Source organism: Streptomyces sp. NPDC002734 (assembly GCF_040295685.1).
Classification (GTDB): domain Bacteria; phylum Actinomycetota; class Actinomycetes; order Streptomycetales; family Streptomycetaceae; genus Streptomyces.
This window is the reverse complement of the sequence record NZ_JBEOVU010000010.1, coordinates 59,626-73,595: the sequence shown is the minus strand read 5'-3', so window position 1 is coordinate 73,595 and position 13,970 is coordinate 59,626. Positions and strand designations below refer to the sequence as shown.

16 protein-coding genes are annotated in these 13,970 nt (G+C 73.0%); 8 read left to right on the top strand and 8 right to left on the bottom strand.

Annotation, left to right across the window (positions count from 1 at the left end):
* The first annotated feature begins 11 nt into the window (after nt 1–11).
* Nucleotides 12–812, top strand: coding sequence for an IclR family transcriptional regulator (locus ABT026_RS11465; RefSeq protein WP_351113960.1), 801 nt, complete (start codon nt 12–14; stop codon nt 810–812).
* A 155-nt stretch (nt 813–967) separates the two neighbouring features.
* Here the strand turns inward: ABT026_RS11465 and ABT026_RS11460 are convergent, their stop codons facing one another.
* A complete protein-coding gene (locus ABT026_RS11460) occupies nt 968–1,573 on the bottom strand; it encodes a GNAT family N-acetyltransferase (protein WP_351113959.1) in 606 nt (201 codons plus the stop codon).
* 76 nt (nt 1,574–1,649) lie between these two features.
* The gene (locus ABT026_RS11455) at nt 1,650–1,946 is read right to left on the bottom strand and encodes a twin-arginine translocase TatA/TatE family subunit (protein WP_351113958.1); all 297 of its coding nucleotides are present in this window, start codon (nt 1,944–1,946) and stop codon (nt 1,650–1,652) included.
* Between the two features lie 191 nt (nt 1,947–2,137).
* Here ABT026_RS11455 and ABT026_RS11450 point away from each other — a divergent pair, with 191 nt between their 5' ends.
* Both ABT026_RS11450 and ABT026_RS11445 read left to right on the top strand, forming a co-directional pair.
* The gene (locus ABT026_RS11450; protein ID WP_351113957.1) at nt 2,138–2,521 is read left to right on the top strand and encodes a BlaI/MecI/CopY family transcriptional regulator; all 384 of its coding nucleotides are present in this window, start codon (nt 2,138–2,140) and stop codon (nt 2,519–2,521) included.
* Between the two features lie 4 nt (nt 2,522–2,525).
* Complete coding sequence (locus tag ABT026_RS11445) at nt 2,526–3,461, top strand: M56 family metallopeptidase (RefSeq protein WP_351113955.1); 936 nt, start codon at nt 2,526–2,528, stop codon at nt 3,459–3,461.
* A 130-nt stretch (nt 3,462–3,591) separates the two neighbouring features.
* Here ABT026_RS11445 and ABT026_RS11440 read toward each other — a convergent pair whose 3' ends face one another.
* A complete protein-coding gene (locus tag ABT026_RS11440; protein WP_351113954.1) occupies nt 3,592–4,641 on the bottom strand; it encodes a sporulation protein in 1,050 nt (349 codons plus the stop codon).
* Nucleotides 4,642–4,947: 306 nt separating this feature from the next.
* On the opposite strand from ABT026_RS11440, the gene ABT026_RS11435 reads away from it, so the two are divergent.
* A complete protein-coding gene (locus tag ABT026_RS11435; RefSeq protein ID WP_351113952.1) occupies nt 4,948–6,303 on the top strand; it encodes a hemolysin family protein in 1,356 nt (451 codons plus the stop codon).
* Nucleotides 6,300–7,319: a hemolysin family protein gene (locus ABT026_RS11430; RefSeq protein ID WP_351113951.1), complete on the top strand. Its 1,020-nt coding sequence runs from the start codon at nt 6,300–6,302 to the stop codon at nt 7,317–7,319. Before ABT026_RS11435 ends, ABT026_RS11430 begins: the two co-directional genes overlap by 4 nt.
* A 125-nt stretch (nt 7,320–7,444) precedes the next feature.
* On the opposite strand, the gene ABT026_RS11425 is transcribed toward ABT026_RS11430, so the two are convergent.
* The 5 genes from ABT026_RS11425 to ABT026_RS11405 all read right to left on the bottom strand — a co-directional run bounded on the left by ABT026_RS11425 (nt 7,445) and on the right by ABT026_RS11405 (nt 10,476).
* Nucleotides 7,445–7,951 (bottom strand): flavodoxin family protein, encoded by a 507-nt coding sequence (locus tag ABT026_RS11425; protein ID WP_502967955.1) that lies wholly within the window; start codon nt 7,949–7,951, stop codon nt 7,445–7,447.
* A gap of 107 nt (nt 7,952–8,058) precedes the next feature.
* Nucleotides 8,059–8,322 (bottom strand): GlsB/YeaQ/YmgE family stress response membrane protein, encoded by a 264-nt coding sequence (locus ABT026_RS11420; RefSeq protein ID WP_351113950.1) that lies wholly within the window; start codon nt 8,320–8,322, stop codon nt 8,059–8,061.
* A gap of 94 nt (nt 8,323–8,416) precedes the next feature.
* A complete protein-coding gene (locus ABT026_RS11415) occupies nt 8,417–8,872 on the bottom strand; it encodes a tellurite resistance TerB family protein (protein WP_351113949.1) in 456 nt (151 codons plus the stop codon).
* A 247-nt stretch (nt 8,873–9,119) separates the two neighbouring features.
* Nucleotides 9,120–9,848: an SDR family oxidoreductase gene (locus ABT026_RS11410; RefSeq protein WP_351113948.1), complete on the bottom strand. Its 729-nt coding sequence runs from the start codon at nt 9,846–9,848 to the stop codon at nt 9,120–9,122.
* Nucleotides 9,841–10,476 carry a TetR family transcriptional regulator gene (locus ABT026_RS11405; RefSeq protein WP_351113947.1) on the bottom strand — a complete coding sequence of 212 codons (636 nt, stop codon included), beginning with the start codon at nt 10,474–10,476 and terminating at the stop codon, nt 9,841–9,843. Before ABT026_RS11405 ends, ABT026_RS11410 begins: the two co-directional genes overlap by 8 nt.
* A 206-nt stretch (nt 10,477–10,682) precedes the next feature.
* Between ABT026_RS11405 and ABT026_RS11400 the strand changes: the two genes are divergently transcribed.
* From ABT026_RS11400 to ABT026_RS11390, 3 genes are all read left to right on the top strand, one after another.
* A complete protein-coding gene (locus ABT026_RS11400) occupies nt 10,683–12,038 on the top strand; it encodes an MFS transporter (protein ID WP_351113946.1) in 1,356 nt (451 codons plus the stop codon).
* A gap of 109 nt (nt 12,039–12,147) precedes the next feature.
* Nucleotides 12,148–13,083 carry a 3-carboxyethylcatechol 2,3-dioxygenase gene (locus ABT026_RS11395; RefSeq protein WP_351113944.1) on the top strand — a complete coding sequence of 312 codons (936 nt, stop codon included), beginning with the start codon at nt 12,148–12,150 and terminating at the stop codon, nt 13,081–13,083.
* On the top strand, nt 13,080–13,964 hold the full coding sequence (locus tag ABT026_RS11390; RefSeq protein ID WP_351113943.1) for an alpha/beta fold hydrolase: 885 nt from the start codon (nt 13,080–13,082) through the stop codon (nt 13,962–13,964). The genes ABT026_RS11395 and ABT026_RS11390 overlap by 4 nt, the downstream gene beginning before the upstream one ends.
* Nucleotides 13,965–13,970: the final 6 nt, after the last annotated feature.

Below are 13,970 nucleotides of genomic sequence, written 5' to 3'. Positions count from 1 at the left end.
AGGCCCGCACCGTGGACAAGCCGCTCAAGACCCCTCCGCCCTACCCGATCGCCAGCGTGGACCACGCCCTGCGGGCGGCGATCGTCCTGCAGATGGAGGGCGGCGCGACCGTGGCGCAGCTCGCCGAGCGCCTGGGCGTCGCGCGCTCCACGGCCCACCGGCTGCTGGCCATGCTGGTGTACCGGGACTTCGCCGTACAGGGCGAGGACCGGGTGTACCGCGCCGGCCCGGTGCTGGAGCTGGCCGCCCACTCCCAGTCCCTCGTCTCCCGGCTGCGCGCGGCGGCCCTGCCCCACCTGCACCGGCTGGTCGCCCTGCTGGACGAGACCGCGAACCTGACCGTGCGCACCGGGGACACCGCGCGTTTCGTCGCCAGCGTCGAGTCACGGCAGGCGCTGCGGGTCGGCTCCCGCGAGGGCATGGTCTTCCCCGCCCACCGCACCACCGCCGGGCTGCTGCTGCTCGCCGAGCTCACGGACGAGGAATTGGCGGAGGTCTACCCGCCCGGGCGCCGGCGCGACCCCGATCACGACCGCGACCGCGACCGCACGGCGGACCTCCCCGACCTGGAGCGGCTGCGCGCGGACCTGCGGCGACTGCGGCGCAACGGGTTCGCCGTGAACAAGGAGCGGTCCGAGCGGGGCCTGGTCGCCGTGGGCGTCCCGGTGCGCGACACGGAGGGCAGGGCACTGGCGGGCCTGTCGGTGTCGATGCCCAGCGTGCGCTACGACCCGCACCGGCTGCGCCCCCTGGTCAACGCGTTGGAGGCCGCGGCCGCAGCGCTGCGGGAGGACCTGTCCGGTTCCGCCTGAGCCCGGCGCGGCGGCGACCTCTCCCCACGGCGACCCCGCACACTCCGGACTTCGCGGCCGCTCCGGTCCGGGCAGGGGCGCCCGTCGTCCTCTGCTGAGCCGCGGTCCCGAGGTGGCGGCGGAGGCGGACACCGCGATCGTCCGTCCGCGGCCGGTCAGGCCTCCCAGGCGCGAGGGCGGTCCAGCTCTTCCCACTCGGGGCGGAGCAGTGAGAACACGGCCAGGTCGTGGCGGCGGCCCCGGTGGAAGCAGGCGGCGCGACGGACTCCCTCACGGGTGAAGCCGCACTTGGTGAGGACGGCGAGCGCCGGGGCGTTGTCGGTGTGCGTCTGCGCCGTGAGCCGGTACATCGGGAGCTCGCCGAACGCCAGGTCCACCAGCGCGTCGAGGGCAGCGCGGCCGTGGCCGTGCCCGCGGTGTTCGGCGGCGAGCAGCAACTCGACGTCGGCTGTGCCGTCGACGATGTTCTGGTGGGTCAGGGCGACGTGGCCGACCGGAGCGCCGCCGACCGGACAGATGAGAAAGTCGTCGCGGTCGTCGTCCTCGATGTCGCGCTCGATGCGTTCGCGCACGGCGGTGAGCGAGCGTGGCCACATCCCTATCTGGTGGGCGGCCACAGGGTCGGATCTCCAGCTGTGCACGAGTTCGGCGTCGTCCATGTCGAGTGCCGCAAGGCCGACGGACCGGGCCCGCCAGGCGATTTCCCTCCCGGCCTCCGCGTCGTACTCGTCGTCGCCCGGACTCTCGTTGTTCTTGATCACGGACGGATGCTAGAGGCACCCCCGGTCCGGGGCCACCGCGTTTCTCGTTCTCCGTCGCCGGCACGCGGGGCGTCCGTCACGGAACCGGCGGCGGTGTCCGCCTCTCCGCCTGGTGCGGCGCGCCACCCGGTGCGCCGACGCCGGGTGCGGGCGGCGTCAGCTCACCCGGGACGGTCCGGGGAGGGGCGGGCGCTTCCGTGCTGTCCGTACCCGCCGCCTCGTCCCGCTCTTTCTCCTCCTTCAGGGCTCGGGCCTCGGCCTTGAGGATGCGCGCCGACTTGCCGGCCGACCGCACCAGGTCGGGGAGCCTCTTGGCGGACAGGACGGCGATGACGACGACGAGGACGACGGCGAGTTCACTCAGTCCGAACACGGCGGGCTCCTGGGGAGAGGGGAGGCGGAAGGCCGCCCCCGGGCGTGCGGCATGCCCGGGTGACCCGTCAGAATCTACAGGGGTGTAGAAGGCCGAGTCCACGGTGAGACCGGGTGAGGTGAGCGGGCGACGTCGCTCGGGTCTATACGATGACCGCCCGGGGAGCGGACAGCGGCGGAAGGAGACAGGACGTGGCGGAGCAGCGGCGGCCCCGGCGCGGCCAGGGAGAGCTGGAGGCGCTGGTCCTGTCGGCCCTCCAGGAGTCCAAGGGCCCGGCGACGGCCGGCTGGGTGCAGGAACGCCTGGGCGAGGACCTCGCCTACACCACCGTGGTCACCATCCTGACCAGGCTGCTGGCCAAGGGGGCCGTCACCCGTGAGCGCACGGGGCGGTCGTTCGCGTGGACCCCGGCCTCCGACCACGCCGGTCTGGCCGCCCGGAGGATGCGCCGGGTGCTGGACGGCGAGCGGGACCGGGAGGCCGTGCTGGCGAGCTTCGTCACCGGCCTGGACCCGGACGACGAACGCCTGCTGCGGGAACTCCTCGGCCGGCCCGGGAGCGAAGGGGACGACTGACCTCATGGGGGTGTTCGTCTTCCTTCCGCTGGTGCTGCCGCTCACCGCCTGGCCGGTGGCCCGGCTGGCCGAGCAGCACCTGGACCCGCGGACGGCAACCCGGCTGCTGACGTCCGTCGCCGCGGTGATGGCGGCCTGCAGCACCGTCTGCCTGGGCCTGCTGGTGGTCGTCGGCACCGCCCAGCTCCCGGGGAACCCTCTGCCGGACGGCTGGTCCGACCCCGAGGTGCGCGAAGCGGTCCCGTACGACGAGGTGGCGGGCAAGGCGGCCATCCCCGTGCTGTGCGTGGTGCTCGCCCTCTGCGGCCGGACCCTGTGGCGGCACGTCCGGCTGCGGCACCGGGCGCACCGGGCGCTCGCCGGGCTGCGGGACACGGAGGTGGCGGTACTGCCGGACGACGTCGCCTACGCGTATGCCCTCCCCGGCGGCGGCCGACGCGGCCGCGTCGTGGTGACCACCGGCCTCCTCGACGGTCTCGAACCGGCGGAGCGCCGCGCCCTGTTCGCCCACGAGCGCTCCCACCTGGCCGCCCGCCATCACCGCTACCTGCTGGCGGTGGGACTGGCGGCGCGCGCCAACCCCTTCCTGCGGCCGCTGCGGACCGCCGTGTCGTACACGACGGAACGGTGGGCGGACGAGGAGGCCGCGCAGGCGGTCGGCAGCCGGCGGACCGTGGCCCGCGCGATCGGCAAGGCGGCGCTGGTGTCCCGCGCCGCCCCGTCGGCCATGTGGGCGAACTTCGCCGTCGCGGGGCCGGTGCCCAGGCGGGTGGCCGCGCTGCTCGGCCCGGCCCCGGCCGCACGGCGCTGGCCGTCCGTGTTCACCGCCGTGGGACTCGCCGCCTGGGGTGCGGCCGCCGCGGCCGCCGTGTCGGCGATGTCGTCCGCCAACGCGGCCGTGACCATGACGCTCATCCTGTACGCCGCCACACCACTCTGACCCCCGGCACTCCCCCGCCGAGCCGCAACCCCTCCCGGTGACGCCGAGTCGGGTGCCCCTCCGCCACCGGGAGGGGTTCGGCGGCGCCCTCCGGGAGGCCGAGGTCAGGCGGCCTCAGGCGCGGCGGGAGTCACGCCTCCTCACCGTCCCCCTCGTCCTCGTCCCCCTCGAAGAAGTCACCCACCTCGTCCACGACCTCGGCCGCGACCATGCCGCCGACCACCCCCACCGCGAGCCCCGCCGCACCGGCCGCCACCGCCGCACCCGCGCCCGAACCGGACGCCCCGTGCCCCTGTCCCTGGTGGTGACCGGCGTGACCCGCGTACGCCTGCTCGCCGTGGTCGTGACCGCCGGAGCCGGAGCCGCCGTGGCCGTGACCACCGGGCCCGAACCCGCCGTGCGCACCGTAGGCGGCCCGGTGCTCGACGAGCCGCCGGACCCAGCCGTCGACCTCGGCCGTCCAGTCGCGGACCTCGTCGTGGCCCACGGTCACGTGGGTGAGCGCGTCGTGGCCCGGCGAGAGGAAGCCGCCGCGCTTGTCGGCCTCCAGGACCACTTCCACGCCGCCCGGGTGGGCGAGGAAGGTCACCTCGATCTCGTTCACCTGATGCGCGAACCGCGGCGACGGGGTGATCTCGATCTCCTGGTAGAAGGGCAGCCGCTGGCCGGTGCCGCCGACGCGGCCGTACTCCAGGTCGGCGGACCGGAAGCCGAAGCCGAGGCTGCCGAATGCCTCGAGGATCGCCTCCTGGACGGGCAGCGGCCGCACGGTCAGCGGGTCCAGGTCACCCTTGTCCCGGGCGCCCGCCACCGCCAGCTCGGTGCGCACGCCCAGCACGATCCCCAGCGGCTGCCCGTGGAGCTCCGTGACCGGTGTCTCCCAGGGCAGCGGCACGCCGAACGGCAGGCTGAGCCGCTCCCCCGCCGCGAGCCGGAACCCCCCGCCGACGGTGTACCGCTCGAAGGCGACCACACCCTCGCTCTCCCCGTCCGCGTCTTCCGCCTCCACCCGGGCCACCAGTTCCAGGGCCACCTGTGCGATCTCGACGTCGCCGCTGCCGCCCTCGATGTGCACCTGACCGGTGAGCGTCGAGCCGGGCAGGACGGGTCCGGGGTCGAGGGCCGTGTCGACGGTGGGTCCCCCCACACCGAGTGCGCCGAGCAGTCGTTTGAACACCATGAGGCGTCCGTTCCTCCTTCAGTGCCGCGTTCGCCCAGGCAGGGCGAACGACCGGCGGTTCACCCGCCGACCTCACTTCTACAGACGCGTAGAAGCATAGGATGCTCCCGTACGCGGAGGGACACCCTCCACGCCGGGTCACGGTGGGGGCCGGGAACACCGGCCCGGTCCGGACCGTTGTCCCGGTAGATCCAGAACCAGAAGGAGTCACCCCTTGTCCGCCAGACCGACGGACCCCCCGGGGCACAGTCCCCGACCATTCCGCCGACGCGTTCCTGAACCTGGCACACGGCGGGATGGTGTTCGATGAGTGCCGCGAACGCCCTGCTGGGCCTGCTGGCCGTTTTCGTGCTGACCGCGGGCACCGGCTACTTCGTCGCCCAGGAGTTCGCCTACGTCTCCGCCGACCGCCTCGCGCTGGCGCGCGACGCCGAGCGGGGCGACCGGAAGGCCGCCCGCGCGCTGAAGGTGCTGGAGCGGCTGTCGTTCATGCTGTCGGGCGCCCAGCTCGGCATCACCGTGACCGGACTGGTCGTCGGCTTCATCGCCGAGCCGTCCGTCTCCGCGCTGCTCAGGCCCGCCCTGTCCGGCATCGGCCTGCCCTCGGCCGCGGTGAGCGCGGTCTCCGTGGTGCTGGCCTTCGTGCTGGCCACCTTCGTGCAGATGGTGCTGGGCGAACTGGCCCCGAAGAACCTCGCCATCGCCGTCCCGGAACGCCTCGCCAAGTCCCTGGCGAGCTCCACGCTGCTCTATCTGAAGATCGTCGGTCCGCTGGTCCGGGTCTTCGACGGCGCCGCCGACCGACTGCTCCGCAGGGTCGGCATCGAGCCGGTCGAGGAGCTGCACCACGGCGCGACGCTGGAGGAGCTGGGCCACCTGATCGGCGAGTCCCACGAGCGTGGGGCCCTGCCGGAGGACACCGCCGCCCTCCTCGACCACGCGCTGGAGTTCTCCGACCGGACCCTGCACCAGGTGATGGTGCCGCGGGTGGACGCCGTCTTCGTCCGGGAGGACGCGACGGCCGCCGAGGCCATCGGCCTGATCGCCCGCCACGGCCACTCCAACTACCCGGTGCTCGGCGACCACCCCGACGAGATCACCGGCGTCCTCGGGGTCAACGAGCTGATGCGCCGCTCGGCCGAGCACCTCCAGGACGCCACCGCCGGCGCGCTCGCCCGGCGGCCGCTCTTCCTGCCCGACACCCTCCCGCTGCCCGACGCCGTCACCCAGATGCGCGAGCGGGACGACGAGTTCGCCGTCGTCCTCGACGAGCACGGCGGGGTGGCCGGCATCGTCACCTACGAGGACATAGCCGAGGAACTGATCGGCGACATCGCGGACGAGACGGACACCGTCACGGAGGTCGCCGTGCCGGACGCCGGCGGCTGGCTGGTGGACGCCGGACGGCGTCTGGACGAGGTGGCCGAGGTCACCGGCGTCGGCCTGCCCGAGGAGGAGGACTACGACACCGTGGCCGGCCTGGTGGTCGACCGCCTCGGCCGTTTCCCGGCCGTGGGCGACCGGCTCGCCGTGGAGCTGCCCAAGGGCGGCTCCGCGCTGATCGAGGTCCGCACCCTGGACCGGCACGTGCCCGACCGGGTGCGGATCGAGCTGCCCGGCACCGGAACCGGAACCGGGACGCGGACGGAGGTCCCGGCATGAGTTTCCCGATGGCGGTCTTCGTCACCGTCCTGCTGCTGATCGGCAGCGGCTTCTTCGTGGCCGCCGAGTTCGCGCTGGTCGCCGCCAAACGGCACCGGATGGAGAAGGCCGCGGCCGAGAACCGGCGCGGAGCCGGGGCCGCGCTGGCCGGCATGCGGGAGCTGTCCCTCATGCTGGCGGGCGCCCAGCTGGGCATCACCATCTGCACGCTGGGCCTCGGCTCGGTCTCCAAGCCCGCGATCTCCCACGAACTCGACCCGTTGCTGCACCGCCTGGGCCTGCCCAGTGGGCTCAGCTACGGCATCGCGTTCGCCGTGGCGATGGTCGTGGTGGTCTTCCTCCACATGGTGGTCGGTGAGATGGCGCCCAAGTCCTGGGCGATCGCCCACCCGGAGCGCTCCGCCATGCTGCTCTCGCCGCCCTTCCGGGCCGTGGTGCGGACGGTGCGGCCGCTGATCCGGCTGCTCAACGCGCTCAGCAACGCCCTGGTGCGGCTGTGCCGGGTCGCCCCGCGCGAGGAGCTGGCCTCCGTCCACAACCGGGAACAGCTGACCCACCTGGTGGTGGAGTCCCGGCGGCTCGGCCTGATCAGCGAGACGGACGGCGAACTGCTGACCCGCTCGCTGACCGAGCCCGAGACCCCGGTCGCCGCACTGCAGGTGCCGACCGCACGCATCACCTCGGTCGACGCCGCCGCCGGCGTCGACGAGATCCTGCGGGTGGCGGCGGCCGCCGGCCGTACCCGGCTGCTGGTCCGCGCCGGCGACGCGTTCGTCGGATCGATCCACGCGCGCGACGCCATGGTCGCCCGCTCCCGTGGGCGCGTCACCGACGCCCGGGCCCTGGCCCGCCCGGTGCCGGAGCTGACCGGCGAGGCCACCGTGGCCGAGGCGATCGAGCTGCTACGCCGTCACCGGGCCTCCCTCGCGGTGGTCCGGGACGCCACGGGCCACGTCACCGGCATGGTCACCCTGGACGACCTGCTGGCCCGGCTGCTGCAACCGCACGCGAGCTGAGATCCGTGGGGGCGCCCGGCCCCGACCCGGGTGCGGCCCCCCGGGCACGCGGAAGACGATGTGAGGGGCGGCGCGGATCGGTTCCGCGCCGCCCCTCCTCGCACCCGGTGACCTGTCGGCCGGGCTCAGCCGGGCGGAGCGCCCAGGGGGTTCGCGGCCGGCGCGCGTGCGGTGCCGAGCAGGTTGGCGGCCATCGCCCGTCCGGTCCTGTGCGCCCGGTCGTGGCCCTTCCCGTCGTCGAGGTGGTCGGGGCCGGGGCCGGGAGCCAGGTACCAGTAGTTCCACGACCGGCCGGGGACGGTGTGGCCGATGCCGCAGAGGGCGCCGTTGATCTCGCTGATCACGTGGTGCGCGCCGTCCTCGTTACCGGTGACGACGACTCCGGCGACGCGGTTGCAGGCGACGGGACGCCCGTCGTCGGTCTCGAAGAGAATCCGGGCCTCTAGCAGTTGAGCGTGCACGGCAGGCCAGTCGTCGCCGTCGGCTTCGCTGACCACGCCGGGCTGGATGTCGAGATCGACGGCCCGGACGTGCTCGACATCCACCCCCGGTGAACGCCCCTGGGCGGCCACGGCGGGCAACTGAGCGGCGGCTCCCGTACGGAGCCGGCCGGGTGGCGTGTCGGCGGCGATGCCCGCGCTGCCCGAGGGACTGGAGCGGAGGGCGTTGGGTGGCGGTGACGCGCTGCGGCCGCCCGGCAGGGTGCCGGGCGGCCGCAGCGACGCGAGGCTGTCACGTGTCAGCGGCGGCCCTTGAGTCGTTCGACCGCGGCGACGCCGCCTGCGGCGAGCGCGATCTGGATGGCCAGCTCGATCCAGTCGATGCCCCTGGTGTCCGCCACCCCCACGGCGGCGGCGATCGCGGTGCCGACCAGGGCGGCGACGATGCCGACGCCGATGGTCCACAGGAAGCCGGTGTGCTGGCGGCCGGGCAGGGCCAGGCGCCCCAGCACGCCGATGACAGCGCCGATGACGATGGCGGTGATGATGCCGGAGATCTCCATGCCGTCCGTCCTCTCCTCGAAGTCGTGTGGTGCTTCGGATGCCGACCCGTCCCGTTCTCACGCGCGGTGCGCGCCGGACGGGGCGGTCGTCCCCCTACAGGTCGAACTCGTGCGGCGGCAGATCGAGGGTGAAGCACGCCTCACGGACCATCGCCTGCTCGGTCTTGTCGAAGTCGCCGTCGGCGCCGCCGATGACGATGCCGATCTGGATCACCGCCCTCGCCTCCGCGGGCTTCTTCCTGGCCTTGGCGATCTCCTGCAGAACGCTGACCTTGCCGAAGTCGAAGTCGGTCGTCAGCTTGGCCAGGTTGTCCTCGAAGCGGCGCCGCAGGTCGTCGGCGTCGAAGTTCTGCAGCACCTCGTTGGTGGCGATCAGCTGCGCCACACGCCGGCGTTCGGCCGGGTCGATGGTGCCGTCGGCAGCCGCGACGAGCGCGCACATCGCCATGGAGGCGTCCCGGAAGGCGCCGGACTTCAGGTCGTTCTTCTTCGCGATCAGCTGGGTCTGCATCGTCGATGCGGATTCCCGGATGCGGTCCCACAGGGCCATCGGGCAACTCCTTCGTCGGACGGGGTCGCGGCCATCCTTCAATTTCTACACCACTGTAGAAGTATAGGGCGTGGGCCTGCGGTCCGGGGCACCGTTTCCGGGTCGTTCGGGCGCCGGGAGCCCGGAACCACTACGTGACAGGCGCTCCCCAGCGAGGCCACAGGGGCTCAACGGCCGCATCTGCGCGGGTACTTGGACTACGGGCGGCATACGTCGACCGGTGGGACGAGCGTCCGCCGCGGGCGGGTCAGACCGACCGGGTCTCTCCGCCGTCGACGCGGACGTTCTGCCCGGTCATGTAGGCCGACTCCTCGCCGGCCAGGAAGCGGACGATCCGGGCGGCCTCCGCGGTGCTCTGTGCCCGGCGCAGCGGAATGCCGCTCGTCCACTCGGCCGGGACCGCCGCCGGATCGTCCTTGGTCAGCCCGGTCAGCAGGTTGTTCATCCGGACGCCCTGCGGGCCGTACTCGGTGGCGTACAGCTTGGTGAAGGAGGCCAGCGCCGCCCGCATGGTCACCGACACGGGGAACTTCGCACTCGGCTCGAAGACGCCCGCGGTGGAGATGTTCACGATGGCGCCGCCACCGGCGGCGATCAGATGGGGCGTCACGAGGCGGGCCATGCGCACGACGTTCAGCAGGTAGAGGTCGACGCCCTCGGCCCACTGCTCGTCGGTGATCTCGAGCACCGGGCCACGAGCCGCGTGACCGCTGCTGTTGACGACCGCGTCGATGCGGCCGTACCGCGACACCGCGAGGTCGACGCACGCCCGGAGGTCCTCGACGCTGGTGTTCGAGCCGTCCAGGCCGGCGCCGCCGAGGGATTCGGCCAGGACCCGGGCCCGGCCCGAGGGCGACATGGCGACCACCCGGTACCCGTGCGCGGCGAACTCCCGTACCGAGGCGGCGCCGATGCCGGATCCGCCCCCTACGACGATCGCGACCTTCCCGGCGGCGGACGAGGGCGTCTCAGGCATGCGTGTACTCCTTCAGGCGGGTGGCGACCAAGGACTCGAGCGCGTCGGCGGCCAACTCCGCGTAGCGGGCGAAGTCGGTGTCGTCACCGGCGGCCGCGGCCACGCGGAAGCCGTCGGTGAGCGCGCGGCCCATGACGGCCAGGTCGTGCGCCAGGGCCTCCGCGACGTCGTCCGGAACCTTCGGACAGGCGGCCCGCAGCCGGGAGGTGACGAACGTGAACATCTCCTCGCGGATGGCGAGGTACCGCTGCCGCGCGAGGTTGTCCTCCAGGCGCCGCTCGAACGCGAAGACCAGACCGATGCTCCAGAACGCGGCCGCCGGCTCGGCCAGGCTGGCCGAGGCCGCCGCCGACTCGCCGATGGTGCGTCGCAGCAGGTCGCGCATGCCGCCGAAGTCGGCGTTGGCCCGCTTCCAGACTTCGAAGGAGTACTCCAGCAGCTCGACGAAGAGCTGCTCCTTGTTCTGGAAGTGCCAGTAGACCGATCCGATCGGCAGACCGGACGCGCGGGCCACGTCGGCCATGGTGGTGCCCTCGTACCCGGCCTCGACCGCCCGCGAGAGCACGGCCTCAAGAATCGCCTGCTTGGACTCCTCGGACGCCCGGTGGGCCTTCCGCCTGCCAGCCATTGTTCCCCCTCGCCGCTCGGACCGCAGTTCTACCAAATCTCGGATCGACCCCTTGACGCCGACCGCGTTCGCCGGTCACTGTACCGCCAGCTAGAACCTAGAACCTAGATTCTAGATTCGGGAAGGCGGCGGTTCCGACGCGGCCTCCCCGCCCCGCGGGCGGCAACGCCGCCGTCCCGCGGTTCCCGACCGCAGAGAGGCCGCCCATGAAGGTCACGGACCAGGTCGCCCAGGGGAGGATGAGCGGGCTGCAGAAGCGCGCCGTCGTCATCGCGATCACCCTTGTCGTACTCGACGGCTACGACGTCTCGCTGACCTCGTTCGCCGCCCCGTACATCGAGCAGGGCTTCGGTGTGACGAAGGCCCAGCTCGGACTCGTCATGTCGGGCGCCCTCATCGGCATGCTGATCGGCTCGATCCTCGTCGCGCCGCTCGCCGACCGCATCGGCCGGCGCAGGATGGGCGTCATCGCCACGACCACCATCGCGATCGGCATGTTCATCGGCCCGTTCGCCACCCCGGAGACCGGGACCTGGCCGCTGGTCGTCAGCCGCATCGTCACCGGCGTCGGCATCGGCGCGCTGGTGGCCGTGGTCGGCGTGATCCTGGCGGAGTACACCGGTCGGCGGGTGTACGCGCTGGTCATGGCGATCTCGGCGGCCGCCATCAACATCGGCGGACTGCTCGGCTCCATGATCGTGGGCCCGATGCTCGGTGAGCGCGGCTGGCAGTTCGGCTGGTGGGTCGGCTTCGTGCTGAGTGCCGTCGCCGCCGTCGCCTCCTACGCCTTCCTCCCGGAGTCGCTCGCCTGGCTCTCCGAGGGACGGCGCGCCGACTCCCTCGACCGGCTCAACGCCCTCCTGGTGAAGATGCGCCGGCCGGTGCTCGCGGCCCTCCCGGAGCCCGACCCGGCGACCGCCGACAGCAAGGGATCGCTGCGCACCGTCTTCACCGGGCGCACGGGCGGCTACACGGTGCTGATGATCGTCGGCTACGTCGCCTACATGCTCAGCTTCTACTTCATGACGAACTGGGCGCCGAGCAGCGTCGCCGCCGGCAACGGCGACCCCTCGCTGGCGCCGCAGCTCGTCACGGCCTTCAGCATCGGCGGCATCCTCGGCAACGTCCTCTTCGGCTTCCTCGGCGGAAGGGTGAACGTCCGCCTGCTCGCCCCCGTCTTCCTGGTGCTGGCCACCGGCGCCCTCTCACTGTTCGGCCTGGCCGGTCCGGGGATGCCCACCGCCTGGTGGACCCTCTTCCTGGCGTCCTTCTTCGTCTGCTCGGGCACCGCCGCCTTCTACGCGATCGTCCCGACCCTCTACCCGACGCTGGCGCGCTCGACCGGCTTCGGCATCGTCATCGGCGCCGGCCGGTTCGGCGGCATCGCGGCCCCGATCGTGGGCGGCGCGGCCTTCGACGCGGGCATGGGGATGGGGACCGCCTTCACGGTCTTCGCCCTGCCGATGCTCGTCGCCGGTGTCTGCGTGCTGGTGCTCCACCGCAGCCAGGCGCGCGCCGCCTCTGCGGCCGCGGAGCCCGAGCCCGTCACCGCGGCCGCCTGACCCCGGCCGCCTCCCCGGCCCCCGAGTCCCGGGCCGGGCCGGGGCCCCCGCCCGGCCCGGCCCGGCCACACCCGCCGGCTCCCGCCCCATCCCGAGAAAGGGACCAGCCTTGCCGCTCGCCCTCGCAGCACTCTCCCACGCACCGTCCTTCGGCAACGTCGACCCGGGAGGGAGTACGTTCGCCGAGATCAACGCAGCCATCGACGAGGTCAAGGGCTTCGTCGCCGCCTACGAGCCCGACCTGGTCGTGGTGTTCGGGCCCGACCACTTCAACGGCCAGCTCTACTCCCTGATCACGCCGTGGGTGATCGGCGCGGTCGCCGAGGGCGTCGGCGACTACGGCACCACGGCGGGTCCGCTCCCGGTCGACGGCGACGCCGCGAGGGCCTTCCACGCGGCGGTGCTGGCCGAGGGCGTCGACATCGGCCGCAGCGAGCGGATGACGGTCGACCACGGCATCGTGCAGCCCCTGGACTTCGTGTTCGGCAAGGGCTTCACCCAGCCGATCGTGCCGGTGTTCGTGAACGCGATCGGCCTGCCGCTCTCCCCGATGCGGCGGGTGCGCCTGATGGGCGAGGCCTTCGGCCGGGCCGCGCGGGCGATGGACAGGAAGGTGCTGTTCCTCGCCTCGGGAGGCATCTCCCACAGCCCGCCGATCCCGCGCTGGGACGGCGCGCCCGGCACCGTGCACGAGCGCCTGGTCTCGTACGCTCCCTCGCCCGAGGAGCGGCACGAGCGCGAGCAGATGATCGTCCGGGGCATCCAGGCGATCGCCGACGGCAAGGCGCCGAGCGACCCGCTCAACGAGGAGTGGGACAGGCTCGTCCTCGACGTGCTCCGCTCCGGCGACCTGAGCCCGGTCGACGACTGGGAGAACGGCTGGTTCCTGGCGGAGGGCGGCTCGGCCGCGCACGAGATGCGCAGCTGGATCGCCGCCTACGCGGCGCTGTCCACCGCCGGCTCCTATCGCATGGCCGTCGACCACTACTGGCCGGTCGAGAAGTGGGGCGCGGGCTTCGCGATCCAGGCGGCGGTGACCGCGTGAGCCGGGCGGACCGCACGCACTTCGCGACCTTCTGGGAGGAGATCGCGGACCTCGAGCACACCCTGCGGTACGTGGACGCAGGCGGCTACCGCACCCGGGTCCTGGACTTCCCCGCGGCCGCCCCCGACGCGCGGACGGTGGTGCTGGCCAGCGGCACCAGCGGCCACATCGAGGCGTGGACGCAGAACGTCCGCGCACTCGTGGAGGCGGGCTTCCGGGTCGTCGGCTTCGACTACCCGGGCCATGGCCACACCTCGCTCGCCGACCATCCGCTGGAGATCCGCGACTACGCGGACCACCTGCTCGCGCTGCTGGACGCCCTGTCCCTGGAGCGCGTGCACCTCGCCGGTGAGTCCCTCGGGGGCTGGCTCGCGCTGAAGTTCGCGCCGAGGCATCCCGACCGGCTGCACACGGTGATCCTGTCCGCGCCGGGCGGCCGGGTGGTCGGGGAGCCGCAGCTGGACCGGACCCAGTCCGTGAGCGCCCAGGCGGTCAGCGAGCCGACCTTCGAGAACGTGAGGAAGCGTCTTCAGGTCGTCATCCACGACCCGGAGAACATCACCGACGAACTGGTCCGCGTCCGTCAGGCGATCTACGCGCGCGAGGGCTTCAGCATGGCGAACGTCTCCGCGCTGCGGGAGCCGGAGCGGCGGTGGCGCAACCGGGTCACCGACGAGGACTTCGCCGCGCTCCCGGTCCCCGCGCTCATGGTGTGGACCGACAACGAACCGACCGGCGACGCGGCCGAGGGCGAGCGCCTGTGTCGGCTGATCCCGGACGGCGAGTTCCTGCTGGTACGGGGCGCCGCGCACTGGCCCCAGTGGGAGGGCGCCGCGGAGTTCAACGCCGCGGCGGTCGCCTTCCTCAAGAGCCATGCCTGACGCATC